Here is a 24261-nt window from a genome sequence, read left to right as displayed (position 1 = left end):
GCCGGGGCCCTACCGTCGGGTGCCATGCCCCGCGCGACCGCCTTCGGCACCGCCGCCGACGAGTACGACCGGCTGCGACCCGCCCCGCACCCCGACGCCCTCGCCGCGGTGCTCCCCCCGGACGCCCGCCTCGTCGTCGACCTGGCGGCCGGCACGGGGCTGGTGACGCGGGCCGTCCTCGCGTCCACCGACGCGGTCGTCGTGGCGGTGGAACCCGACGCGCGGATGCTCGACCGCCTGGGCGGCACCCGGGCGCTCCGGGCGCAGGGGGTCGCGGAGGCCATCCCGGTGCGCTCCGGGACGGCCGACGCCGTGCTCGCGGCCTCGGCCTGGCACTGGTTCGACCCGGAGCCCGCCACCGCCGAGATCGCCCGGGTGCTGCGTCCCGGCGGCACGCTCGGGCTGCTGTGGAGCCGGGCCGACCCGACGGTGCCGTGGGTGGCCGAGGTCCGCGGGATCGGCAAGGCCGCCGCCGACGGGTCGGCCGCACTCTCGCGGCGCGGGTTCGACGTGGAGCTCCCGCCGGGCCACGGCCTCGTCGGGCAGGGCGGGACCACCGGCGACGCCACCGTCGTGGGCTGGACGCGCACCATGACCCGCGACGAGGTCGCGGGCATGGTGTGCACCTACAGCGGCGTGCTCGAGCTCGACCCCGACACGCGCGCCGACGTGCGCCACCGCGTGCGGGCCCGGCTGGGCGAGATGTTCGACGACGACCGCGTCGAGGTGCCGTTCGAGACGGTCTGCCGTCACTGGCGGCGCGACTGAGCCGACGCGCGGCCGCCGGGCCCGGTCAGACCGGGCGGGGCATGCTCGGCCGGCGGGCGGCCATCGCGCGGTGCGGGATGCGCGCGGGCATGCCGCCCTGCGCCCCGGGGACACCGGGCCGGGCGGGGCGTCCGGCGGGGACCCGGCCGCGGATCGCGGGCGTCACGGGCAGCGGCCGCCCGGTGAGGACGGCGGAGAGGACCTCGAGCACGTCGGGCAGCGCCGCGTAGTCGGCCTCGGGCACCCGGGCGAGCAGCTCGCGGGTGACGCCGTCGCACCCGTAGAGGTCGCCGGCCGTGAGGATCTGCCACCGGCGGGCCGGGAACCGGACCTCGCGGAGGATGGGCACGAGGCGCTCGGCGAGGGCGGCCGGCGAACAGTCGCGCAGGGCGAGACCGGCGATGGAGGCCTGACCGGGGCGGGGTGTCGTGGACATCGGTGCTCCTTGGGCTACGCGGCCCGTGAGCCGCAACACTCTCCCTTACCCCCGATGGGATGTTCCATAAGCCTCGTTGTGCGTCATCGACCCGTCACACGTCGCGTGCACCACGGGTTACCCATGAGTAGGTTGCTCGCATGAGCGCCGTGCTGTCGTCCTGGAACCGCCTCTCCGGCTCGCTGCCCGGGCGGGTGCTCGTCAGCGGGGCCGTGTGGCTGCGGGCCCCGTACTTCCTCACGGCGGCCCCGGTGATCTCCGAGCTCGACGAGACCCACAGCCGGGTGTGGATGGCGAACTGGTGGCTGACGCACAACCACCTCGGGACCGTGCACGCGATCGCGTCGTGCAACCTCGCCGAGTACGCCATGGGGGTGCTGGCCGAGGCGGCCGTCCCGGCGAGCCACCGCTGGATCCCGATGGGGATGGAGGTCCGCTACCTGGCGACCGCGAAGACGTCGGTGACCGCCGACGCGCGCTGGGCCCCCGCGCCGGCCTTCGGGACGGAGAAGGAGGACGCCACCGTGGAGGTGGCGATCCGCGACGCCGACGGGACCGAGGCGGTGCACGCGGAGATCCGGCTGCGGATCTCGCCGCGTCCCGTCCGCCGGTAGCGCGGAAGCGGCCTCCTCCGGCGCGGCGCTGTGCCACGATCGGGCGGCCATGAGCGCGCCGACCGACCCCCGACGACCCGGGCGCCGTGACGCCACCGGGGAGCAGGTGGTCGCGGCCCGCTTCGGGGCCCGACGGGTGGCCTCGGCCCTGGTGCGGCGCGACCCCTCGCCCGCCGTCGACCCGCTGCGCGCCCACGGCCGGGCCACGATCGCGGGCGCGCTGCTCGCGGCGCTCGCCCTCGGCGCGGCCGCCGTGGTGGGGGCGCTCGACCGGCCCGCCGACTGGCGCGGGGCCACCGTCGTGGTGGCCGAGCGGTCCGGGGCCCTCGCGGTGGTCACGCGCGACCCGCCCGGCCTGATCGACGTGCCGAACCTCGCGTCCGCCCGGCTCGCGGCCGCGGCGCTCGCCGGCGAGCCCGCCCCCGCCGACCCGGTGGAGATCGCCGACGACGTGCTCGCCGGCGCCCCGCGGGCCCGCCCGGTCGGGATCGTCGACGCCCCGGCGCTGCCGCCGCCCGACCGGCCGGGACCCGCGGTCTGGTCGGTCTGCGACACCACCGCGCCCGCCCCAGACCGGAGCCGCCCCCGCACCACCACCGGCGTCGTCGGCTCCGCGGCCCCGACCGGACGGGCCCTCGCCCCGGCCGAGGGCCTCGTCGTCGTCGACCGGGCCGGGCAGAACTGGCTGGTGCACGAGGGCGTGCGGGCGCGGCTCGACGTCGCCCGCCCCGCGGTCGTCGAGGCGCTCGGGCTCGGCGGCCTCCTCCCGCGCCCGGCGAGCAGCGCGTTCCTCGCCGCCCTCCCGGAGGCCCCGCCGGTCACCCCGCCGGTGATCCCCGGCCGCGGGGCACCGGTGCCGGTCGACCTCGCGGGCGAGCGCGCCGGCGGCGTCGTGCGGGTGGCCGGCCCCGGGCGGGCCGACACCTACCTGCTGGTGCTCACCGACGGGGTGGAGGTGGTCCCCGAGCTGCTGGCCCGCCTGATCCGGCTCGACGACCCGGCCCTGGCCGGGGTCCCGGTCCCCACCGTCTCCCCCGCCCAGGTGGCCGACGCCCCGGTCTCACGGGCGATCGACACCAGTGCCGTCCCCGACCCGGCCCCGGTGCCCCTGCCGCCCGACCGGGCCCCCACCGCGTGCGCCGACCGCTCCGCCGACGGGCGGAGCACCACGGTCTCGGTGTCGGCGGGCGACGCGCCGGCGGGCGTGCCGCTGCGGCAGGCCGACGGGTCGGGCGACCGGGTCGACCGCGCGGTACTGCCCGGCACCGGCGTCGCGGTGCAGGCCGACGGCGTCGGCCCGCCGGTGGTCGTCTCGGCGACGGGGGCGGTGTCGGCCGTGCCGGACGCGCGGACCGCCGAGGCGCTCGGGCTGGGCCGGACGTTCTCCCCGGCGCCGCAGGCCGTGCTCGGGCTCCTGCCCGGCGGCCCGCCGCTCACCGTGGAGGCCGCGACCCGCCCGCTGGGGTGATCAGCGACCGGCGGCGACGAGCGCGGACGGGGTCTCGGAGGTCGGCGACGTGGGCGGCGCCGACCGGGGAGTCGTCGGCGGGACGGTCGCCACCGGCGGGACCGGAGCCGGGACCACCGGCCGGACCGGGGCCACCGGCGGCACCACGGGGGCGACCGTCGTGGTCGTCGTTCGGACCCGGGCCCGGGCCCGGGTGGTGGTCGCCCGCGCGCGGGTGGACTCCACGGTCTCCGCACTGCGCGTCGTCGTCGGGGCGACCGCCACCGGCGCCGGGGGCGCGGGGACGCTGGTGGGCACGGGCTGGGGCAGCGGCTCGGCCCGGGCGCCGGAGACGAGGGTGTAGGCGAGCGCCGAGCCCGCGACGAGCACGGCGGCGAGCGCGATGCCCACCGCGACGAGCAGGCCCCGACGGGTCGAGCGACCGGGCATCGGCGCCGCCCCGGTGGGGACGTCGGCGGGCGAGGGCACCACGCCGGTGGGGAGCGCGTGGAGCGCGGGCCCGCCGGTGGACCCGAGCGCCCCGGTGGGGGCGGCCATCAGCGCGGGCGAGAGGACGGTCTCGGCGTCGAGCCCGATGTCGCGCGACACCGACCGCATCGCGGCCAGCACCTCGTCGGCGTCGGGGCGGGCGCCGGGCTCGTCGGCGGTCATCGCGACGAGGAGGGTGCGCAGCGAGTCGGGCAGCTGCGAGGGCACCACCGGACGGCGGTGCAGGCGGGCGACCGCGGCCTCGAGGGCGTTGCCCGGGTACTCGCGGCGGCCGGTGAGGCACTCGATGAGCACCAGGCCGAGGGCGTAGACGTCGACGGCCGGGCTGACCGACTCGCCCCGGACCTGCTCGGGGCTCAGGTAGGACGCGGTGCCGATCACCATGCCCGCGGCGGTGACCGGGGCGGCGTCGCGGACGGCGGCGATGCCGAAGTCGGAGAGGTGGGCCCGGCCGTCGGCGTCGAGGAGCACGTTGCCCGGCTTCACGTCGCGGTGGACCACGCCGCGGCGGTGCACGTAGCCCAGCGAGTCGGCCAGGGCGGCGCCGAGGGCGACCACGTCGCCGAGCGGCAGCGGGCCCCGCCGGATGCGCTGGGCGAGGGTGTCGCCCTCGATGAGCTGCATGACGAAGTAGGCGCGACCGTGGTCGTCCCCCACGTCGTAGACGGTGACGAGGCCCGGGTGCGAGAGGGCGGCGAGGGTGAGCACCTCGCGCCGGTTGCGGGCGTCGGAGCCCTCCTCGAGGTCGCCGACGAGCTCCGCGGGCGGCCCGGAGGGGCGCGAGACCGGCTCGCCGCGGCCGTAGCGGGCGGCGTCGCCGTCGGCCGGGTCCCCGGGGACGGAGTCGTCGGGGGCGGGAGCGGGCGCGCCCACCGTGGGCCCGACGCGTTCCCCGGCGGCCTCGGCGTTCGCGGCCGCGACCACCTCGCCGCCGGCGCCGAACATCTTGATCGCGACGTCGCGGCCGAGGAGCTCGTCCCGCGCGCGGTAGACGTCGGCGGCACCGCCACGTCCGATGAGGTCACCGACGGTGTAGCGGCCGCCCACGACGGTGGGCGGCCCGGCGTCCGTCGTGCTCATCGGCCACCTCCCCCGTCCCTGATCGATTCTGCCCCGGCGCCCGCCGTCTGTCTGCCCGGCGGGCCCGCACGCCCGGTTCTTCTTCCCGGGTCAACGACGACGTCGGGTGCCGGACGCGCGCCGTTACGGGACCGCGGGCGGGGTTGGCCTGATCGTGACCCGACGGAGGCCTCCGGTGCGCCGACCGCGTGCCCCGGTTCAGCCCGGGTGAGCCCCGGCGAGCCGACGGAGCACCGGCGGGAGCCCACCCGGGTGAACGACGTCCAACGATCGTGTGGCCCGGGTCAGGGCGACGTAGAGGTCGTTCAGGCCGCGCGGCGACTCCCCGATCATCCCCTCGGGGTCGACGAGCACCACCGCGTCGAACTCGAGCCCTTTGGCGTCGGCCACCGTCGAGAGGACCACCGCGACCTCGAGGTCCTCGCCGCCCCGCTCGTCGTCGGGCCCGCCCGCCACCAGCAGGCCGTCGGCGGTGAGCCGCTCGCGCAGCGGCTCGACCCGCGCCCCGGGCGCGAGCACCGCGACGCGGCCGTTGCCCTCGGCGTCGACGACGTCGTCGACCGCGGCGCGGGCGGTCGTCGCCACCTGGTGGGCGAGCCCGGCCTCGTCGGTCGCGAGCGCGCGCGGCGGGACCCCCGACTCGCGCACCGAGTCGGGCGGGGTCTGCGAGGGGTCGATCACGGCCAGGACGTCCGCCGCGACGTCCGCGATCTCGGCCGGGGTCCGGTAGTTCACCGTGAGCGACTCGCGGCGCCACCGGGCGGCCACGTAGGGCGAGAGGACGCCGTGCCAGGAGGAGGCGCCGTCGCGGGCGCCGGTCTGGGCGACGTCCCCGACGAGGGTCATCGACCGGCTCGGGCAGCGGCGCATGAGCACCCGCCACGCCATCGGCGAGAGCTCCTGGGCCTCGTCGACGATGACGTGGCCGAAGGTCCAGGTGCGGTCGTCGGCGGCGCGCTCGGCCGCGGAGGCGTAGCTCGACTCCCGGCTGCGGTCGGCGAGCACGGAGGCGTCGACGACGTCGGTGGGGCGCAGCAGCTCCGGGTCCCAGTCCTCCTCCATCGCGAGGATCTCGAGCACCCCGGCCGCGTAGGCCTCGTCGGCCTCGCGCTTGCGCTCCTGGCGTTCCCGCTCGGCGGTGTCGTCCTCGCCGAGCAGCTCCGCGGCCTCGTCGAGCAGGACCGCGTCGGCGGGGGTCCACCACGTGTCGTCGAGGGGGTGCTGCGGCGGCTTCTCGCGGCGCAGCAGCGCCCGCTGGGCGTCCGACCAGCCCCGCGTGGCGGCCGTGATGCGCTTCGTGTCGGTGTAGAGGTCGATCAGCAGCTGCGGCGGCGTCAGCGTCGGCCACAGCTCGTCGAGCGCGGCGAGCAGGTCGTCGTTCTCGCGCATGCTCGCCCGGATGTCGGCGAGGTCGCCGCGGTCGAGCAGCCGGCGGTCGGAATCGGCCACGTCGGGGTGCGAGCCCTGACGGCTGATCCGGTCGTGCTCGCGGCGGGCGAGCAGGTCGATCGCCTCGCGGACGAACGTGCGCTTGGCGTCGTTGTGCGGGCGGCGCGTCCGCCGCGCCCGGGTCCTCGCCTGGGCGACGAGGTCGCGGTCGATCTCGACGGGCTCGTTGTCGACCACGAGCCGGACGGTGCGCCGGGGCAGCTCCTGGCGGTCGCGGACCGCGGCGGCGAGCACCTTGGCCATGTCGAGGTCGCCCTTGCGGGCCGCCTGCACGGCCGGCTCCTGGCCGTGGGCCGCGAGCCCGGGATAGAGCTCGCCGACGGTCTGGAGCAGCACGCTCGTCTCACCGAGCGAGGGCAGGACCTGCTCGATGTAGCGCAGGAACGTCGGGTTAGGCCCGACGACGAGGACGCCGCGCTTCGCGAGCTGTCGGCGGTGGGTGTAGAGCAAGTAGGCCGCGCGGTGCAGCGCGACCGCGGTCTTGCCGGTGCCGGGGCCGCCCTCGACGACGAGGACCCCGTTCACCCCGGAGCGGATGATCCGGTCCTGCTCGGACTGGATCGTCGCGACGATGTCGCCCATCCGGCCGGTGCGGCCCGCCGTGAGGGCGGCCAGCAGGGTCGCCTCGCCGGTCAGCCCGCCGCGCTGGGTCCCCGACGCCGCCGCGGCGGCCGCCTCGGCCAGGTCGAGGATCTCGTCGTCGGCCGCCAGGACCCGGCGGCTGCGGGTCCGCAGGTGCCGACGCCGCCGGATGCCGTCGGGGTTCGCGGCCGTCGCGGTGTAGTAGGGCCGGGCCACCGGCGCACGCCAGTCGATGAGCAGCGGCTCGTAGTCGTGGTCCTCGTCGAGCAGGCCGAGCCGCCCGATGTAGACGGTCTCCTGGTCGAACCCGGGCGTCTCCGGGTCCGCATCGCCCGTCAGGGCCTCCGGCTCCACGTCGAGCCGCCCGAAGCAGAGCCCCTCCTCGACCGCGGAGAGCGTCGCGAGCTGCTCGGAGTACATCGCGGCCGCGGCGTCGCGCTCGGAGACGGCCTGCGGGGTCCCGGTGGTCTCGTCGCGCAGCACCCGGGCGAGCAGGTCGGCGGTCTCCCGGCGGCGGACGTCGAGGCGGCCGTAGAGCATCGAGACGTACGGCTGTTCGGCGGCGACCGGGTCCTGCACGGGCTCGACGTCGGGGGTGTCCGGGGAGGACGGAGCGGGGTGGGACAAGGACGACACCTTCGCGGTCGAGCGTGCGAGAAGGCTCTCCAGCGTAGCCCTCGTCGTCCCCGACCCGGGTGCCTACGCCGCCCGGTGCTGCAGCACCCCGGACGCGTCGGCGTCTCGGACGAGGCGGCCCTGGGCGGCGAGCACCTCGAGGTGGGCGTCGGTCTCGAGCACCGCGAGCATCCGGTGGAACGGCTCGAGGTCCTCGAGCTTGGTCTCCCGGCGGGTCCAGGTCAGCGCGCCGGCGGCCTCCGCACCGGTGGCGGCCCCGCCGAGGACCACGCGCTCGATCTCGTCGAGGCGCGCCGAGTGGTGGTCGAGCAGCTCGTCGACGCGGGCGTGCACGCTCGGCGCCACCGGGCCGTGGGCGGGCAGCAGCAGCCGGTCGGGGCGGGCCCGCACCAGGGCCAGCGAGGACAGGAAGCGCTGCAGGGCGCCGGGCCGGGCGCCGGGCTCGAAGCCGATCGACGGGGTGATGTGCGGGAGGACGTGGTCGCCCGCGAACAGGGCGTCGTCGCGCTCGTAGACGAGGTGGCCGAGGGTGTGCCCGGGCGTCTCCAGGGCGGTCAGCTCCCGGCCCCCGACCTCGATCCGCTCGCCGTCGGCGATCCAGTCGTCCGGCGCGGCGAAGTCGGCGAACTCCTCCTCCGACATCTGCGGAGCCGTCCCGACGATGGCGTCGGCGAGGTCGTGCGCGCCCGCCCCGTGCAGCCCGACGACCTGGGCGGCGAACGGCGCGGCCCGGTCGGCCATGACGTCGAGCGACCCGCGCTCCCCGGCCCCGAGCGACACCCGGGCGCCCGTCTCGCGGCGGAGCGCGACGGCCTGGGTGTAGTGGTCGCGGTGGAGGTGGGTGACCAGGAACCGGGCGATGTCCCCGACGCCCGCGCCCTGCGCGGCCAGGGCCGCGTCGAGGAGGTCCCGCGACTCCGACAGCGTCCAGCCGCCGTCGACGAGCGTGAGGCCCGGCCCGTCGTCCAGCACGTAGACGTTCACGGCCCGCAGCGCGTCGAACGGCAGCGGGAGCGGGACGCGGAGCACCCCGGGGGCGACGGCCTCCGGCTCCGGACGGCTCCAGGCGTGACGGTCGGCGGCGGTGCTCATCCGGTCAGGATGCCGCCCCGGCCTCCGCGTGGTCGTCGGACGGTTCCATCTCACAGGCCCCGGCCCGCTGCGCGGCCGCGGCGCCGAAGTAGTCGCCGCCCTTCGACACCGGGGCGTCGGTGCCCCAGCGGCGACGCCGGTCGGCCGGCACCATCCGCGGGATGTGCTTGCGGCAGTGGATGTAGGCCTCCTCGACCTCCACCACCACCCACAGGTCGGCGCGGCGCCCCGGGACCGGGTCGACGGGCAGGGCGGCGGGGTGGGAGAGCCGCAGCTCCGGGTCCTCGACCACGCGGGCCGTGCCGTTGACGTGCAGCCCGATCAGGTCCTCGACGAAGTCGAGCATCATCAGCCCGACGTGCGGGTTCTCGCTGATGTTGCCCAGGCTCGCCATCACGCCGTTGCCGCGGTACTCGGGGTAGGCGACGTGGCGGTCGTCGAGCACCACGACGAAACCCTCGGGCCCCGCCCGGAACGACGAGTCGCACTCGCCGTGGGCGTCGGAGGTGGCCACGAACAGCATGCTCATCCGCTCGACGAACTCGATCATGCTCGGGAGGAGCCGGTCGCAGACCTGGTCGTCGTAGAACCGCTCGGCCCGGGCGACCGTACCGAGTCGCTCCTGGAGCTGGTGCTCGCCGTGCGAGCCGGGGAGCAGGTCGCGCGGGTCGAGCTCGGGGGATCCGGACAAGAGTCCTCGTCTCGCGTCGGGGATTCGCGGGGCGTGCGGATCGATCAGAGTGAGATCCGTGTCCGATCGTACGGACACCGACAGGTCCGTCCGCCAGCCCCGCGACGCCATCGAGGAACCGATCGGAGCAACCTTGAGCGTGATCTACCTCACTCGTCTGCGGTTCCCGGTGGTCACGGCGGGGGGTCGTCCGGACACGGCGGGTCCGTGAGCAGGCAGAACGTGACCTGTTCGTGACCGGGCCGCCGCCGGGCCGCGTCGAGCTCCCCCGCGACGTCACCCGCCCGTGTCCCTACGGTGGCTCACGGCAGGCGTCCGTGCGGCGCCGGCCCCGGACTCGATGCGCCGACCTGTCCCGGCGAGCCCGGCCCCCGGAACCAGTGCGGGACAGGTCACGCCGCCCCGTGCGGCACCGGTTCGCTCCCCCACGACCGGGTCCCGGCGCCACGACCGAGGATCGACCTATGGCTCGACATCGCTCCGGGTCGTCGCCGACGCCCCGAACCGGGTCCTGGCCGGCGGCGCTCGACGCCCCCGCCACGGGTCCGCGTGCCTACGGCAGCGGTCGCCACCGGCACGACCCGGCGACCACCCCGCTCGACCTCGCGGCCATCGCCCGTGCCGCCGCCGAGGCCCGGGGGGACCGTCCCGACGAGGCCGCTCCCGCCGCCCCGGCCCCCGCCCCCCTCGCCGCCGCTCCCCGGCACCAGGCGGCCCCGGAGGCTCCCGCCCCTCACACGCCGGCGCGCGCCCGGTCGGGCCGCGCCCTGAGCACCACCCGGGCGGCCGGGGCCCTCGCCCTCTTCGGCGCCCTCGCGGGCGCCAGCGTCGCCGCCGCGAGCACCGGGCCGAGCTTCCTGGCCGACCCCCCGGCCGACACCGGGGAGTTCCTGCGCCCCGACACGCAGGCCGTGGCCCCGGCGGGCGTCGTCCGCCCGGAGGCCCCGCGCGTCGCCACGGCGACGACCGCCCCGGCGCCCACCACCACCCAGGCGCCCCCGCCGACGACGACGGCCCCGCCCGCCCCGCGCGACGACGGCGGGAAGACCCTGTGGTCGGCGGACTTCGCCGGGAAGGGCCTGAAGAACTTCAAGTCCACGCCGTGGAACAACCAGGGCGCGAAGTCGCCGACCCTGTCCGGCGGGCTGCTGAACTTCTCGATGCCGGGCGGCGGCAAGCGCTCGGAGATCGAGCCGAACTTCCGCAGCCTCTCCGAGGGCGACGAGTACTACTTCGGCTTCTCCGTGCGCCTGGCGCCCGACTTCCCGGTGAACACCTCCGACTGGCAGGTGATCACCCAGTTCAAGAACGACGGCACCGGGTCGCCGCCGCTCGAGCTCAAGGTCCAGGACGGCAAGTTCCTCATCGACGGCGACTCGGGCGGCTTCTCCCAGGTGGTCGGCGACGCCACGCCCGGACAGTGGACCCACCTCGTGCTGAAGGTCCGGTTCTCGTCGTCGGACGGGACGGTCAGCGCCTGGCAGGACGGCGTGCAGAAGATCGCCGACTACGCCCCGCCGTCGGGCACGCTCTACTCGGGCAAGGACAGCTACGTGAAGACCGGCATCTACCGGGACCCCTCGATCGGCCAGGCGGGCAAGCTCGCCTTCGGCAGCTGGGCGATCGGGACCAGTCTCGGCGCCGTCAGCAAGGACCTCCCCGCGGGCACCGACTGACACCGCCCGCGCACGACGACGGCCCGGTCACCTCGCGAGGTGACCGGGCCGTCGTCGTCGTGTCGGTGGAGTGCCGGGCTCAGCCCAGCGCGCTCACCAGCGCCTCCTTCTGGCGTGCACCGAGGCCGGCCACACGCCGGTCCTCGGGGATGCCCGCCTGCTCGAGCACGGCGGCCGCCTTGGCGGGGCCGTAGCCGGGCAGGGCGCGGACGAGCTGCGAGACCTTGGTCTTGCCCGCGATCGGGTCCTCCTTGCCGCGGTCGAGCACGGCGGGGATGGTCTCGTCGCCGCTCTTGATGCCGGCGAGCAGGGCCGAACGGGCCTGACGGGCCTCGCGGGACTTGGCCTGAGCGGCCTCGCGCTGCTCGGGGGTCAACGTGGGGAGTGCCATGAGAGTCTCCCTCTCTCCTTCACCTGCACAGGTCCGGGGACGGTGCGGTCGGACCCGGTTCCGGGGCCGGCCGGTCCCATCGTGGCCGGGGACGGTCGTTCGACCGGTCTCGACACACCATGACGCACCGCCTGTCGGGGGTGACGCCGGGGGCAGGTGTTCGGGCCCCGACGTCCCGACGGTTGCGGGACCGTACACGCCCCGGCCGACCCGCCACGCGCTGACCTGCTGTTATCGCTCACCGTGACGCTGGTTAGGCCGAAAGAGTGGCTTTGCCGCCCAATGCTTGGCAGGACGGTGCACGGGGAGTGACGGTACTCGTGTCGCCGGCGCCACCGCCGGCTCCGCACCGACAGGAGCCCCGCCATGACCCAGCACGCCGACCCCCGCCTCGACACCACCGCCGCCCCGATGATCGACACCTCCGTCGACGCCGCGACCACCACCCCCGCCGGCGGCACACCCCTGGCTCCGCCCTCGGGGTGGCCGCCGCCCGGCGCGGTGCCCCAGCAGCAGGGATTCGGGCAGCCGGGATTCGCGCCGGCAGGGTTCGACCCGTCGGCGCCCGCCGGCCCCGCGCCGCAGGCGCCGCTGAACACGCTGTCGTGGCTCTCGGTCGTCGTGGCGTTCGTCGTCTCGCCGGTCGCGATCGTGCTCGGCGCGATCTCGCGGCGTCAGATCGCCCGGACCGGGGAGCGCGGCCGGGGCCTCGCGACCACCGGCATCGCGCTCGGCATCGTCTTCACGCTGATGGGCATCGTCTCGACGATCATGGTGCTCTCGATGGTCACGACGGTGACCTACTCCCCGGCCCCCGTGGCCGCGGACCCGGTCCCGGCGGCGGCCGCGCCGATCGTCGCGTCGCCCGCCCCGGCCACGGACGCCACGGGCGCCGGCACCACCGCCGGTGACGGGAGCGCCGGACGCGCCCAGCTGCTGGCGGGCTGGCTGGACGTCGCCGCGGCCGACGCGACGCTGAGCGAGAACCTCGACGCGCACTCCGGGGACCTCGACGCCATCAAGGCCGACGTGGCCGCCTACCGCGACGAGCTGCAGACCTTCCGCGACACCGCCGCCTCGGCCCAGCTCTCCCCCGAGCTGCGGGCGCAGGTCGACAGCCGCCTGCTGCCGGCCGTCGACACGGTGCTCGGCGACCTGAACACCATCGTCACCTCCTCGAGCTCGAGCAGGGTGCAGGCCGCCGCGTCGGCCCTGAGCGACGACGCCACCACCATGGCGAACGAGGTCATGGCCGTCATCGGCAGCTGACCCGGGGAGGTACCCGGCCCGGTCCCGGGAGCCCACGCGGCTCCCGGGACCGGGCCGTCGTCATGTCCGGGCCGTCACGGACGGAGCGGCCGCGCCGCCCGGTGCACGACCGCCGGGGGCAGGTTGCGCCACACCGTCGGGCTCGTCGTCGTCTCGCCGAAGAGCTCGCGCAGCTCCCGCTCGAGGGCCCGCGCCGGGCCGGCCCAGCGGGTCACGGCGTACCCGAACTGCACGAACACCCCGCCGCGGGCGAGCGTGGCGGCCACGACCGGCAGGAGCGAGTCGTCCCGGCCGGGTCGGGTCGCGGACCAGCCCAGGCCGCTCACCACCACGTCCACGCCGCCGGTCGAGGGCAGCCCGCGCACCGCGAGCAGCGTCGGCAGCTCCGCGACGTCGGCCGGGACCACCTCCACCGTGGGCAGCCGCTCGGCGAGCCGGTGGGCCAGCGCCGGATTGAGCTCGACCGCCAGGTGCCGGCCCCGGCCGCCGAGGCGCCGCGCGAGCTCGACGGTGAACGCCCCCGAGCCGGCGCCGAGCTCGAGCACGACGGGGGCATCGCCCCGGGCCGTCGGGCCGAGGGCCGCGTCGGCCACGGCCCGGGCCAGCGCCGTCGAGCTCGGCCACACCGACGCCGTCGCGACCGGGGCCCGGACGAACTGGGCGGCGAAGCGGGCGTCGTCGCGCCAGTCCCGCATGGGCGGACCGCTCGGTTCAGGCGGCACGGGTGACCTCCGAGCGGGTGACGGGCGCGGCCGCGTGCGCCGCGGGGACGGGCCGGACGTCGAGGTCGGGCCCGGGGAGGGCGGCGGCGATCGCGGCCGCCGTCCGGCGCGCGCACCCCCGGCGCACCGGTTCTGTACCCGCGATGCCGACCGGCCCGGTCCACGACGGCAGCACCCGCACGGACAGGACGGTGCGGCGCGCGCCGGCCACGCGGACGAGGGAGGAGAGGAGGTCGTCGTCCCCGACGAAGGCCGCCGCGGCGTCGGGCGCACCGTCGGTGTCGGCGTAGGACAGCGCGACCGGCACCACCGGGGCGTCGGCGTCGAGGGCGGCCTGGAACGCGGCGGGACGGAACGTCCCGAGGTCGCGCCCGCACCTCGTCGTGCCCTCCGCGAACACGCCGACGCACCCGCCGCCGCGCAGGGCGTCCGCCACCGCGGCGACCGCGCCGGGCAGCGCCCGCAGCCGCTCACGCTCCAGGAACACGGTGCCGGTGCGCGCCGCCATCGCCCCGATCAGGGGCCACGAGCGCACCTCGGCCTTCGCGAGCATCCGCAGCGGCACCACGCGGTTGAGCGCCAGCACGTCGAGCCAGGACACGTGGTTCGCGACGAGCAGCGAACCCGGCTCCGGGCGGGGGCCGGTCACCACCACGCGCACCCCGGCCGCGGCCAGCAGCGCGCCGCACCAGAGGGCCTGGCACCGGGCGACCCGACGCGGTCCGAGCAGCGGGAAGAGGCCGGCGACGGCGCTCCCGAGCAGCAGGACGACGGCGAGCGCGGCGAGCCGCACCCCGGTGCGGACGAGGCGGCGGAACCGGACCCACCCGTCGTCGGGAAGGTGCACCGGCAGGCAGGAGGGGGTGCAGGGCGACGTGGGGAACCAGCCGGAACTCACACGTCCTCCCCGAGCAGGTACCGCCGCCAGCGCGGGTCGATCGCGGTGTGGTCGAGCAGGACGAGCAGGTCGGCGACCCCGAAGGCCGGGTCGAGCGCGGGCGCGCCGCCGATCCGCGCGCCGAGCCGCAGGTAGCCGCGCAGCAGCGGCGGCGTCTGCGCCCGGGCCGCGCGACGGCCCTCGTCGGGACCGATCGGCGCCGGGCGGTGCGGGACCACCCGGTGCTCGTCGGGGGCGAGGTGCTTCTCGCGCACCAGCGACCAGACCGCCCCGGGCAGCTCGCCGTGCGCGGTCAGCGGGACGCTCGCGCACCCGACCAGCCAGCGGTGCCCGGAGAGGACGAGGTAGCGCCACATCCCGGCCCAGACCAGCGAGAGCACGGTGCCGCTGCGGTGGTCGGGGTGCACGCAGGAGCGGCCGACCTCGACCAGGCGCGGGCGCAGCGGGTCGAGCCGGCGCAGGTCGAACTCGGTGTCGGAGTAGAGCCCGCCCGCCTCGACGGCGCCCTCGGGGGTGAGCATCCGGTAGGTGCCGACGATGGCGCCGTCGGTGTCGTCGCGGACCATCAGGTGGTCGCAGAAGGCGTCGAAGGCGTCCTCGTCGCGCCCCTCGTCCGCCGCGGCGCCCGGGGCGAGCCGCGCGCCCTGCTCGACGGCGAACACGTCGTGGCGCAGCCGCTGCGCGGCCCGCACGTGCTCGGGCGAGCGGGAGACGAGCAGGCTGTAGCGCGCGTCGGGGCGGGCCGTGTCCGGCGCGGCGGCCGGGGCCGCATCCGTCGTGATCAGGACCTCGGTACTGGTCATGCCGCGGTGTCTACGGTGCCCGGACGCCCCGTGGCCGACCCGCGCGTGACGACGTGGTGTGTTCCGTGTGAATCGTCGGCGGTGAGCGCGGCGTAGTGCCCCAGGAGCTCGTCGCACACCGCGGGCCAGGTCCGTCCGGTGGTCGACGCCCGGGCCGCCAGTCCCATCCGCCGCCGCAGGGCGGGGTCGTCGCGCCAGGTGCGGACGCGATCGCGCAGGTCGGGCGCGTCGGTGTCGAAGAGCCATCCCGTGACGCCGGGCTCGACGAGGTCGCGGACCCCGCCCGCGTCCGGCGCGAGCACCGGGAGCCCCGAGGCCTTGGCCTCCTGCACTGTCTGACAGAAGGTCTCGAAGGGGCCGGTGTGGACGAAGCCGTCGAGCGCGGCGTAGGCGGTCGCGAGGTCGGCGCCGCCCCGGAAGCCGAGGAAGGCGGCGTCGGGCAGCAGGTCGGCGAGCCGGCCGCGGGCCGGGCCGTCCCCGACGACCACCGTCCGCACCCCGGGCAGGTCCGCGAGCGCGGCGAGGCGCTCGACCTGCTTCTCGGCGGCGAGGCGCCCCACGTAGCCGACGAGCATCTCCCCGTGCGGCGCGAGCTCGCGACGCAGCGCCGCGGCCGCCGCCCCGCCGTCGGCGTGCTCCGCGGCCGGGCGGAACCGGGCCGTGTCGACGCCCCGGCCCCAGCGGTGCACCCGGGGCACCCCGTGGTCGACCAGCGCGTCGACCGCCCACGCCGACGGCGCGAGCGTCCGGTCGGCCCGGCTGTGCAGGCGGCGGGTCCACCGCCAGGCGGCCCGGGCGGTCAGCCCCACGCCGTACGACGCGGCGAACCCCGCGACGTCGGTCTGGTAGACGGCCACGGTCGGCACCCGCAGGCGGCGGGCCGCCGTGATGGCCCGGGCGCCGAGGACGAACGGTGACGCCAGGTGGACGACGTCCGGGCGGTACTCCTCGAGCGTCGCCCGCACCACCGGGGTCGGGACGCCGACCGGCAGCGAGTCGACGACGGCGAGATCCACCGCCGGGACCCGGATGACGGGGGTGCCCTCGACCTCGTCGGGACCGGCGCCGGGCGCGAGGACGAGTGCCTCGTGCCCGCGTCGGTCCAGGTGGGCGATCACCTGCAGGACGGAGTTGGTGACCCCGTTGACCTGGGGCAGGAAGGATTCGGTCACGACCGCGACTCGCACGCCCCGACGGTCGCCGGTGTGAGGTCCCGGTGATCGACGACGACGTGACCTCCGCCCGAACCCTCGCCCAACACCTCGCTCCGCCCCTCGTCCGCCCGGTCGTGACCCGGCACCGATCGTGACCGGTCCGGCTCGTCGGACCCATCCCACCGTCCACGGACGAGTCGAACCGCCCCATCCGTCACTCCGGGTCCCCGAACGACCGGTCGGACGTTGGGCCGTCCGTGGGTCCGCGTTTGACAGGGCTCCCTTCCGGGGCCTACTGATCTGTCCTGAGGGGGACCGAACGTCCGGACCGGGGGTGGGCCGCATGTACGAACGACCCGACCGCCTGCGCGCGCCGTCGGTCTTCGCCCTCGGCTCGCTGGCCGAGAGCGCCGGCGCCGGCTTCCCCCCGATCGTCGTCCCCGCCCAGGCCGGTCCCCGGCCACCCGACGCCGGGCGCGCCACGGACGGCGCCGACGAGTTCGAGCGGCCGTCCTCGGCCCGCGTGTACGACTACCTCCTCGGCGGGGCGGCGCACGGGGCCGTCGACCGCGAGCTCGGGGAACGGCTCAAGCGGAGCCAGCCCGACGCCGTCGGGCTGGCTCAGGAGAACCGGGCCTTCCTGCGACGGGCCGTCCGGTTCCTGCTCGCCGCCGGCATCGACCAGTTCCTCGACCTCGGCTCGGGCGTGCCGACGATGGGCAACGTCCACGAGGTGGTGGCCCGGAGCCGGTCGACGGCCCGGGTCGCCTACACCGACGTCGACTCCATCGCGGCCCTGCACGGCCGGCACCTGCTCGCCGGGGTGCCCACCGCCACCTACAGCGCCGCCGACGTGACCGACGTGGACGCCGTGCTGGGCGCGCCGGGGGTCGTCGAGGTGATCGACCCCGCCCGCCCCGTGGGCCTCCTCGCGTTCTCCGTCCTGCAGCACGTCCCCGACGACGCCGCGGGGCTGGTCGACGGGTACCTGCGCCGCCTCGTCCCCGGCAGCGCGCTCGCCGTCTCCCACTTCACCGATGACGACCCGCGGCTCGCCCCGGACGTCGAGCGCCACACCGGCGGGTACGCCCGGACCACCCCGCGGGCCCGGGACCACGCCGCGGTCGCCGAGATCCTCCGCGGGGTCGACCTCGTCGACCCGGGGCTCGTCTGGGTCGACGAGTGGCGGCCCGACCCGGGACGCCCGCCGGGCCCCGACGACACCCGCGGTCACTGGGCGGGCGTCGGCTTCCGTCGCTGACCGCCCCCGCTCGCAGAGCCCGAACGGTCTATTCAGCGCAGGGCCCTATTGCTCCGAACGCCGCCCAGCGCCCGATATGCGCCACTCACCGCGACACTCCGCTACGGGGTCGTCACGCGAGGTGACGATTCGTCTCGGTTCGATTACGGTCCCGTCCTGCCGGTCCGCTCCCCAACGCACCCCGGCCCGAGTACCCCGACTCGACTTGGAGCCGCTATGTCTGGCCGTCACCGCAAGCCCTCGACCCTCTCCGACACGACGGGCAGCATCGCCCTCGCCTCGCTGAAGGTCGGCATCGCCGCCGCGACCGTCACCGCCCCCGTGGCCCTGGCCGGGACCGCGATGGCGGCCCCGAGCGCCTCGGCCTCGCCCCAGAGCAACGCGACCTGGGACCGCCTCGCCAAGTGCGAGTCGACGAACAACTGGGACGCGGACACCGGCAACGGCTTCAAGGGCGGCCTGCAGTTCACCGACTCCACGTGGAAGGCCTTCGGCGGCAAGCAGTACGCCAAGCACGCCGACGAGGCCTCGCGCGAGGAGCAGATCGCGGTCGCCAAGAAGGTGCAGGCCGAGCAGGGCTGGAAGGCCTGGCCGACCTGCACCAAGAAGCTCGGCATGCGCTGACGTCTCCTCCGGCGCTGCCATCATGGTCGGGTGACCGACCGTGCTGACGTCGTCGTCGTCGGGGCCGGCCTCGCCGGTCTCGTCGCCACCGCCGAGCTCGCCGAGGCCGGACGCCGGGTGATCCTGCTCGACCAGGAGCCCGCCGCGTCCCTCGGCGGGCAGGCGTGGTGGTCGTTCGGGGGCCTGTTCCTCGTCGACACCCCCGAGCAGCGGCGCCTGCGCATCCGCGACTCGGTCGACCTCGCCTGGTCGGACTGGCAGGGCTCCGCCGCGTTCGACGAGACCGGGGACGAGTGGGGCGAGCGGTGGGCCCGGGCCTACGTCGAGTGGGCCGCCGGGGAGAAGCGCTCGTGGCTGCGCTCCCAGGGCGTGAAGCTGTTCCCCGTGGTCGGCTGGGCGGAGCGCGGCAGCGGCTCCGCCACCGGCCACGGCAACTCCGTGCCGCGCTTCCACATCGTCTGGGGCACCGGCCCCGGCGTGCTCGAGCCGTTCCTGCGCCGCGTCCGCGCCGCCGTCGCCGCCGGGCTGGTCGACCTCCGGCCCCGCCACCGCGTGGAGCGCGTGATCACCACCGCGGGCACGGTCACCGGCGTCTCCGGCTCGGTGCTCGAGGACTCCGACGTCAGCCGCGGGCAGACGAGCTCCCGGGTGGCGACCGGCACCTTCGAGGTGGCCGCCGACGCGGTCGTCGTGACCTCCGGCGGGATCGGCGGCGACCACGAGGCCGTGCGGAAGTACTGGCCGGCCCGGCTCGGGTCGGCCCCCGAGCACATGATCTCGGGCGTCCCCGCGCACGTCGACGGCCGGATGATCTCCCACGCCGAGGCCGCGGGCGCCGCGGTCGTCCACCGCGACCGGATGTGGCACTACACCGAGGGCATCGCCAACCACTCGCCGGTCTGGCCGCTGCACGGCATCCGCATCCTGCCCGGGCCCTCGTCGATGTGGCTCGACGCCACCGGGAAGCGGCTGCCCCCGCCGTTGTTCCCGGGCTCGGACACCCTCGGCACGCTCGCCCACATCCGGACCACGGGGCACGACCACACCTGGTTCGTCACCACCCAGCGCATCCTCGAGAAGGAGTTCGCGCTCTCGGGCTCCGAGCAGAACCCCGACCTCACCGGCCGCGACCTCAGGCTCGTCCTGCAGCGCGGCCGCCCCGGGCCCACCGGGCCCGTCGGGGAGTTCCAGCGCCGCGGCGCCGACTTCGTGCAGGCGGGGACGCTGCGGGAGCTCGTCGGGAGGATGAACGCCCTGACGCCCGAGCCGCTGCTGCGCCACGCCGACGTCGAGCGCGAGGTCCTCGCCCGCGACCGCGAGCTGGCCAACCCCTACGGCAAGGACGCCCAGCTGGCCGCCGTCCGCAACGCCCGCGGCTACCTCGGCGACCGCCTCATCCGCGTGGCGCCCCCGCACCGCCTGCTCGACCCGGCCGCCGGCCCGCTGGTGGGCGTCAAGCTGCACATCCTCACCCGCAAGACCCTCGGCGGGCTGCACACCGACCTGTCGGGACGGGTCCTCGGCGTCGACGGCGAGCCGGTGCCGGGGCTGTACGCGGCCGGCGAGGCCGCGGGGTTCGGGGGCGGCGGGGTGCACGGCTACCGCTCGCTGGAGGGCACCTTCCTCGGCGGCTGCCTGTTCTCCGGCCGCACGGTGGGGCGGGCGCTCGCCGGGTAGTCGGTGCCCATGGAGCATCGACGCCTCGGAACACAGGGCCTGACCGTCTCCGCGCTCGGCCTGGGCTGCATGGGCATGACCTACGCCTACGGCGGGCAGGACGACGCCGAGTCGCGCGCGACGATCGAGCGCGCCCTCGACCTCGGGGTCACCTTTCTCGACACCGCCGACATCTACGGTCCGCACACCAACGAGGAGCTGCTCGGGTCGGTCCTGCGCGACCGGCGCGACGAGGTCGTCCTCGCCACGAAGTTCGGCAACGCCATCGGCCCCGACGGCCGCCCCGCGGGGAAGGTCGACGGCCGACCCGAGTACCTCCGGGGCCAGATCGACGGCTCGCTGCAGCGCCTCGGGACCGACCACGTCGACCTCTACTACCAGCACCGCGTCGACCCCGAGGTCCCCGTCGAGGAGACCTGGGGCGCCCTCGGCGAGCTGGTGACGGCCGGCAAGGTCCGCTACCTCGGCATCTCCGAGGCCGCGCCCGACACCATCCGCCGCGCCCACGCGACCGCGCCGGTCAGTGCCGTGCAGACCGAGTACTCGCTGTTCACGCGGGAGGTCGAGGACGACGGCGTGCTCGCCGTCTGCCGCGAGCTCGGTATCGGCTTCGTGCCCTACAGCCCGCTCGGGCGCGGTTTCCTCTCGGGCGGGATCCGCTCGGTCGACGACCTCCCCGAGGGCGACTGGCGCCGCAACTCCCCGCGCTTCTCCGGCGAGGCGCTGCAGGCCAACCTCGAGGTCCTCGCCCGGGTCGAGCAGATAGCCGCGTCCCGGGACGTCCCGACGACGGTCCTCGCCCTCGCCTGGGTCCTCGCCCAGCAGGACGCGCAGGGCATGACGGCGGGCCTCGTCCCGATCCCCGGCACCAAGCGGCGGAGCTACCTGGAGGAGAACGTCCGCGCCCTCGACGTCACGCTCACCGCCGACGAGCTGGCCGCGATCGACGAGGCCGCGCCGCTCGGTGCGGCCACCGGCGACCGCTACCCCTCGGCGATGATGGGCTCGCTGCGTCGCTGAGTTCTTGGGCCGTCAGGCCTCGGCGTCCTTCTTGACCGACTGCAGGTTCTTGCGGGCGCTGCGCGACATCGCGCGCTCGAGGCCCCACTGGGGGACGGGCACGGTGACGTCCATGACGGACGTCATCGTCAGCTCGGTCCCCGCGCCCGACTCGACGGCCTCGTAGTCGATCGTCGAGTTCTCGATCAGCTTGCCGTCGACGCCCTTGATCGACACCGTCGAGTCGGTGTAGGTGACGTCGTACGAGGCGGTCGTCGAGAACCCGATGGCGCCGAGGGTGACCTTGATCTTCGAGGGCCGCCCGTCGGCGCCGCGCTCGAGGATCTCCGCCCCCTTCGCCTCGTTCGCCCAGCGGTCGGTGTTGCCGAGGTCCGACACGACCTCGATCACGCGGGCCACCGGGGCGGCGATCGAGATGGATTCCTTCACGGGTCCGGCCATGGTCAGCCAGTACCCGCGCTGTGCTCGCCTACGCCGGGCGTGTCGAGCGCCATCGTTCCCGACGAGGCCGCCGGGCCCGTCAGCGCAATGCCCGCGCGCAGGGCGGAGGCGGCGTCGAGCACGGCGTCGCGGGCCGCGGGGATGAGCCCCGCGAAGCCGGCGTAGCCGTGGACGAGCCCGGGGAAGCGCCGGGCGACCACGGGCACGCCGACCGCCCGCAGCGCCGTGACCAGCTCCTCGCCCTCGTCGCGCAGCGGGTCGAACCCGGCGGTGGCGACGTAGGCCGGCGGCATGAGGTCGAGGTCGTGCGCGTCGAGCAGGGCGGTCTGGCGGATGGGGTCGAGCCCGTCGGGCAGATAGAGCCCCTCGAACCACTCGACGTCCTGGGTGCGCAGGCCGAAGCCGACGGAGAAGAGCTCGCGCGACCCGCCGGTCCGGCCCGCGTCCGTGACGGGATACAGCGCGAGCACGAACTCGGCGGTCGCCTCTCCGCGCCGGGCGAGCTGGTGGGCGGCGGTCAGCGCGAGGTTCGCGCCCGCCGAGTCGCCGCCCACGGCCACCGCCCCGGCCCGGAACTCGGCGCGGTGGGCGAGCACGTGGCGCAGCGCGGCGGTCGCGTCGGCGAGCCCGGCCGGGAACGGGTGCTCCGGGGCGAGGCGGTACTCCACGGAGAGCACCCGGGCGCCCGCCTGCTGCGCCAGCGCCCGGCACAGCGGGTCGCCGGAGACGACGCTGCCGAGCGCGAACCCGCCGCCGTGGAAGAACACGAGGAGCCCCGAGGTGTCCCCGGAGACGTCGACCGGCTCGTAGAGGTGCGCGTCGAGCGTGCCGGGCACGTCGCGCGACACCCCGGCCGGCACCGGGATCGACAGCGACCGGCTGACGACGCCGCGGGTGACCTCGGCGAGACCGGTGGCGGCCTCGTCGGTGAGCCGGCGCTGGTCGGAGAGCGGGGGCTCCTCGCCGGGGTTGGCGGCCATCGAGAGCAGCTTGAGCACCATCTGCACGTCGAGGTCGAGGACCTGGCCGTCGCGCTCGACGCGGCGTCCGGCGATGGCGCGCTTGACCGGCCGCGGGAGCCCGACGAGCCCACGGAGCACGCGGCGCAGGATCGTGAACTTCACGTCGCCGAGCCTAGGAGCGCCCCCCGTCAGCCGCCCACGCGGGCGCACTCGTAGGTGGCGGGGACCTCCGGCCCGTGGTCGATCACCTCGAAGTCGTCCACCGTGAGCGCCCCGAAGCTCTGCGCGTCGATCCCGAGATCGGCCCACTTCGCGGTCGTCGGGCGGTCGTCGGCGAAGGTCAGGGCGATCTCGCCGCCGTCGGAGAGGTACATGCCGTAGGTCTGCAGCGCCGTCAGCACCACCCGCTGCGGCGCCGTGAACGCCGAGGTGTCGAGGTCGGGCTTCAGCCGGAAGTGCACGCCGTAGGGCGGGGCGTCGGGGTCGGGGCTCTCGGGCCCGCCCGCGTGCGTGGCCGGCGGTACGTAGACGCCCGCCTTCATGCGGTCGTTGGGAAGGATGAACCGCAGGGCGTGCCCGATCCGCCCCGAGGCCACCTCGTCGGCCGTCGGGGTCAGCGCGGCGATCGGGAAACCCGCGGCGTCGGCGCTGGTGCACTGGGGTCCGCGCAGCTCGTCGGAGTAGGTGCGGTCGAGGTCCCAGACGAAGAACCCGCCGACGGTCAGCCCCTCGGGCGATCCGGTGCCCTCGTAGACCTCGTAGAGCCGGCGACCGGCGGTGTCGGCGACGAGCAGGTGGCAGTCCTCCTCCTCCGCGTCGCACGTGAGGTCCGGCGAGCCCTCCGTCGTCGCGCCGGCGGGCACCGGCATCTCGGCGGGCACGGGGTCGCAGTCGGGGCCGCCGTCGCAGTACTCCGCGGCCCCGGTCACCGGGACCCTCGGCGTCGAGGCGTCGGCGGTGAGCACCGGCATCGCGAAGTCGATCTGGAGCACGTTGCCGTTGCCCCATCCGCCGGCCCTCGTCAGCGCGGCGAGGACCGCCGGGCTCCGCTCCGAGGCCGGGGCGGCGGCGACGTCGGCGGTCCACGGCTGGGCCCCGGCGAACAGGGCGCCGGTCGACGGGGCGGTCCCGGTTCCCGTTCCGGACGACGGCCGCACGGCCGCCTGCGGTGCCCGGCTGCACGACACGAGGGTCGCCGCGAGGCAGACGAGGGCGACGGCCGGGGCTCTGCGCACGGGGTCCGACGCTAGGGACGGGGGCGTCCCCGGCGTAGGGGGACGCGCCCCCTCGGCGCCGCGGAGGTCGTCGTCGGGAACTCGGATGCGCGCCCGGCGGGGATGGCGGCATGACGGTGTTGCTGGGATCGCGCACCCGGCTCCGGGCCTGGCGCGACGACGACGCGGAGGCCATCTTCCGGGCCTGTCAGGACCCGGAGATCCAGCGCTTCACCACCGTGCCGTCGCCGTACCGCCGCGAGGACGCGGACTGGTTCCTCGCCCACTATCTCGACGACGTCGCGGCGGAGGGCGGGGCGTCGTGGTGCGTCGAGGGCCTCGACGCCCCCGGGGCGGTGGCCGGGAGCATGGCCCTGCTGGGGGTCCGCGAGGGCGTGGGGGAGATCGGCTACTGGTGCGCGCCGTGGGCCCGGGGTCGCGGGTGGACGGTGGACGCGCTGGGGGTGGTGGTGTCGTGGGCGTTCGTGGAGCGCGGTCTCTCGCGGCTGGAGCTGACGATCGAGCCCGGCAACGTGGCGAGTCGAGCCGTGGCCCGGCGGGCCGGCTTCGTCGAGGACCACGTCGACCCGGCCCGTCGTCTCGGCGACGGGTCGGTGCGGGAACTGGTCGTCTGCGTCCTGGATCGTGATGTCTTCGTGACCTTCTTCTAGCTCCCGACCTGGCCTTTTCCGACCGTGACTGTCGGGGGTTCGATCTAGTGTTCGAATCGTGACAGCGGTGGTGGACCACGACGCGGCACCGGCCGCCGATCCTGCCGGGCTGCCCGGCCAGTGGGTCGACGCCGGGATGAGCGCCCAGTTCGCCGCCGCGAACACCCAGGCCT

Annotated in this window: 23 protein-coding genes; 10 read left to right on the top strand and 13 right to left on the bottom strand. The window is 76.1% G+C overall.

The window, feature by feature from the left end:
- Positions 1 to 24: 24 nt before the first annotated feature.
- Positions 25 to 768 carry a class I SAM-dependent methyltransferase gene (locus tag ACFPBZ_RS23705; protein WP_378038576.1) on the top strand — a complete coding sequence of 248 codons (744 nt, stop codon included), beginning with the start codon at positions 25 to 27 and terminating at the stop codon, positions 766 to 768.
- A gap of 25 nt (positions 769 to 793) precedes the next feature.
- Here ACFPBZ_RS23705 and ACFPBZ_RS23700 read toward each other — a convergent pair whose 3' ends face one another.
- A complete protein-coding gene (locus ACFPBZ_RS23700; protein WP_378038575.1) occupies positions 794 to 1204 on the bottom strand; it encodes a hypothetical protein in 411 nt (136 codons plus the stop codon).
- A gap of 140 nt (positions 1205 to 1344) precedes the next feature.
- Between ACFPBZ_RS23700 and ACFPBZ_RS23695 the strand changes: the two genes are divergently transcribed.
- Positions 1345 to 1818: a hotdog fold domain-containing protein gene (locus tag ACFPBZ_RS23695; protein ID WP_378038574.1), complete on the top strand. Its 474-nt coding sequence runs from the start codon at positions 1345 to 1347 to the stop codon at positions 1816 to 1818.
- A gap of 49 nt (positions 1819 to 1867) precedes the next feature.
- Positions 1868 to 3286 carry a type VII secretion protein EccB gene (gene eccB, locus ACFPBZ_RS23690; protein WP_378038573.1) on the top strand — a complete coding sequence of 473 codons (1419 nt, stop codon included), beginning with the start codon at positions 1868 to 1870 and terminating at the stop codon, positions 3284 to 3286.
- Here the strand turns inward: eccB and ACFPBZ_RS23685 are convergent, their stop codons facing one another.
- From ACFPBZ_RS23685 to ACFPBZ_RS23670, 4 genes are all read right to left on the bottom strand, one after another.
- Positions 3287 to 4855, bottom strand: coding sequence for a serine/threonine-protein kinase (locus tag ACFPBZ_RS23685; RefSeq protein ID WP_378038572.1), 1569 nt, complete (start codon positions 4853 to 4855; stop codon positions 3287 to 3289).
- Between the two features lie 198 nt (positions 4856 to 5053).
- The gene (locus ACFPBZ_RS23680) at positions 5054 to 7426 is read right to left on the bottom strand and encodes a HelD family protein (RefSeq protein ID WP_378038604.1); all 2373 of its coding nucleotides are present in this window, start codon (positions 7424 to 7426) and stop codon (positions 5054 to 5056) included.
- Positions 7427 to 7585: 159 nt separating this feature from the next.
- On the bottom strand, positions 7586 to 8614 hold the full coding sequence (locus tag ACFPBZ_RS23675) for an MBL fold metallo-hydrolase (protein ID WP_378038571.1): 1029 nt from the start codon (positions 8612 to 8614) through the stop codon (positions 7586 to 7588).
- A gap of 4 nt (positions 8615 to 8618) precedes the next feature.
- Entirely contained in the window at positions 8619 to 9305 is a 687-nt protein-coding gene (locus tag ACFPBZ_RS23670; protein WP_378038570.1) for a pyridoxamine 5'-phosphate oxidase family protein, read from the bottom strand.
- Positions 9306 to 9769: 464 nt separating this feature from the next.
- On the opposite strand from ACFPBZ_RS23670, the gene ACFPBZ_RS23665 reads away from it, so the two are divergent.
- A complete protein-coding gene (locus ACFPBZ_RS23665) occupies positions 9770 to 10981 on the top strand; it encodes a heparin lyase I family protein (protein ID WP_378038569.1) in 1212 nt (403 codons plus the stop codon).
- Between the two features lie 79 nt (positions 10982 to 11060).
- Here the strand turns inward: ACFPBZ_RS23665 and mihF are convergent, their stop codons facing one another.
- Entirely contained in the window at positions 11061 to 11372 is a 312-nt protein-coding gene (gene mihF / locus ACFPBZ_RS23660) for an integration host factor, actinobacterial type (RefSeq protein WP_286054325.1), read from the bottom strand.
- Between the two features lie 366 nt (positions 11373 to 11738).
- Here mihF and ACFPBZ_RS23655 point away from each other — a divergent pair, with 366 nt between their 5' ends.
- Entirely contained in the window at positions 11739 to 12641 is a 903-nt protein-coding gene (locus tag ACFPBZ_RS23655) for a DUF4190 domain-containing protein (RefSeq protein ID WP_378038568.1), read from the top strand.
- Positions 12642 to 12715: 74 nt separating this feature from the next.
- Here the strand turns inward: ACFPBZ_RS23655 and ACFPBZ_RS23650 are convergent, their stop codons facing one another.
- From ACFPBZ_RS23650 to ACFPBZ_RS23635, 4 genes are read right to left on the bottom strand one after another with little or no spacing between them, the layout of a single operon-like run.
- On the bottom strand, positions 12716 to 13336 hold the full coding sequence (locus ACFPBZ_RS23650) for a class I SAM-dependent methyltransferase (RefSeq protein WP_378038567.1): 621 nt from the start codon (positions 13334 to 13336) through the stop codon (positions 12716 to 12718).
- A 16-nt stretch (positions 13337 to 13352) separates the two neighbouring features.
- Positions 13353 to 14261, bottom strand: coding sequence for a lysophospholipid acyltransferase family protein (locus ACFPBZ_RS23645; RefSeq protein WP_378038566.1), 909 nt, complete (start codon positions 14259 to 14261; stop codon positions 13353 to 13355).
- Entirely contained in the window at positions 14258 to 15064 is an 807-nt protein-coding gene (locus tag ACFPBZ_RS23640) for a GNAT family N-acetyltransferase (protein WP_378038565.1), read from the bottom strand. The genes ACFPBZ_RS23645 and ACFPBZ_RS23640 overlap by 4 nt, the downstream gene beginning before the upstream one ends.
- Positions 15061 to 16236, bottom strand: a complete 1176-nt coding sequence (locus ACFPBZ_RS23635; RefSeq protein ID WP_378038564.1) for a glycosyltransferase family 4 protein — start codon at positions 16234 to 16236, stop codon at positions 15061 to 15063. Before ACFPBZ_RS23635 ends, ACFPBZ_RS23640 begins: the two co-directional genes overlap by 4 nt.
- 325 nt (positions 16237 to 16561) lie before the next feature.
- Here ACFPBZ_RS23635 and ACFPBZ_RS23630 point away from each other — a divergent pair, with 325 nt between their 5' ends.
- The 4 genes from ACFPBZ_RS23630 (at position 16562) to ACFPBZ_RS23615 (ending at position 20800) form a co-directional block, all read left to right on the top strand.
- Positions 16562 to 17479, top strand: coding sequence for an SAM-dependent methyltransferase (locus ACFPBZ_RS23630; RefSeq protein WP_378038563.1), 918 nt, complete (start codon positions 16562 to 16564; stop codon positions 17477 to 17479).
- A gap of 216 nt (positions 17480 to 17695) precedes the next feature.
- On the top strand, positions 17696 to 18103 hold the full coding sequence (locus ACFPBZ_RS23625; RefSeq protein ID WP_378038562.1) for a transglycosylase family protein: 408 nt from the start codon (positions 17696 to 17698) through the stop codon (positions 18101 to 18103).
- 30 nt (positions 18104 to 18133) lie between these two features.
- Positions 18134 to 19780: an FAD-binding dehydrogenase gene (locus ACFPBZ_RS23620; protein ID WP_378038561.1), complete on the top strand. Its 1647-nt coding sequence runs from the start codon at positions 18134 to 18136 to the stop codon at positions 19778 to 19780.
- 9 nt (positions 19781 to 19789) lie between these two features.
- The gene (locus ACFPBZ_RS23615) at positions 19790 to 20800 is read left to right on the top strand and encodes an aldo/keto reductase (RefSeq protein ID WP_378038560.1); all 1011 of its coding nucleotides are present in this window, start codon (positions 19790 to 19792) and stop codon (positions 20798 to 20800) included.
- Positions 20801 to 20812: 12 nt separating this feature from the next.
- Here the strand turns inward: ACFPBZ_RS23615 and ACFPBZ_RS23610 are convergent, their stop codons facing one another.
- Genes ACFPBZ_RS23610 through ACFPBZ_RS23600 form a run of 3 tightly spaced genes read right to left on the bottom strand, consistent with a single transcriptional unit; the run spans position 20813 to position 23438 of the window.
- Positions 20813 to 21229 (bottom strand): SRPBCC family protein, encoded by a 417-nt coding sequence (locus ACFPBZ_RS23610; protein ID WP_378038559.1) that lies wholly within the window; start codon positions 21227 to 21229, stop codon positions 20813 to 20815.
- A gap of 14 nt (positions 21230 to 21243) precedes the next feature.
- Positions 21244 to 22365 carry an alpha/beta hydrolase gene (locus tag ACFPBZ_RS23605; RefSeq protein ID WP_378038558.1) on the bottom strand — a complete coding sequence of 374 codons (1122 nt, stop codon included), beginning with the start codon at positions 22363 to 22365 and terminating at the stop codon, positions 21244 to 21246.
- A 26-nt stretch (positions 22366 to 22391) separates the two neighbouring features.
- Positions 22392 to 23438 (bottom strand): hypothetical protein, encoded by a 1047-nt coding sequence (locus tag ACFPBZ_RS23600; RefSeq protein ID WP_378038557.1) that lies wholly within the window; start codon positions 23436 to 23438, stop codon positions 22392 to 22394.
- A gap of 110 nt (positions 23439 to 23548) precedes the next feature.
- Here ACFPBZ_RS23600 and ACFPBZ_RS23595 point away from each other — a divergent pair, with 110 nt between their 5' ends.
- A complete protein-coding gene (locus tag ACFPBZ_RS23595; RefSeq protein ID WP_378038556.1) occupies positions 23549 to 24088 on the top strand; it encodes a GNAT family N-acetyltransferase in 540 nt (179 codons plus the stop codon).
- Positions 24089 to 24261: the final 173 nt, after the last annotated feature.

It is taken from the genome of Actinomycetospora atypica (assembly GCF_042653685.1).
Taxonomy (GTDB): domain Bacteria; phylum Actinomycetota; class Actinomycetes; order Mycobacteriales; family Pseudonocardiaceae; genus Actinomycetospora; species Actinomycetospora atypica.
The sequence above is the reverse complement of the archived record's forward strand: the minus strand, read 5'-3'. Positions and strand labels throughout refer to the sequence as shown.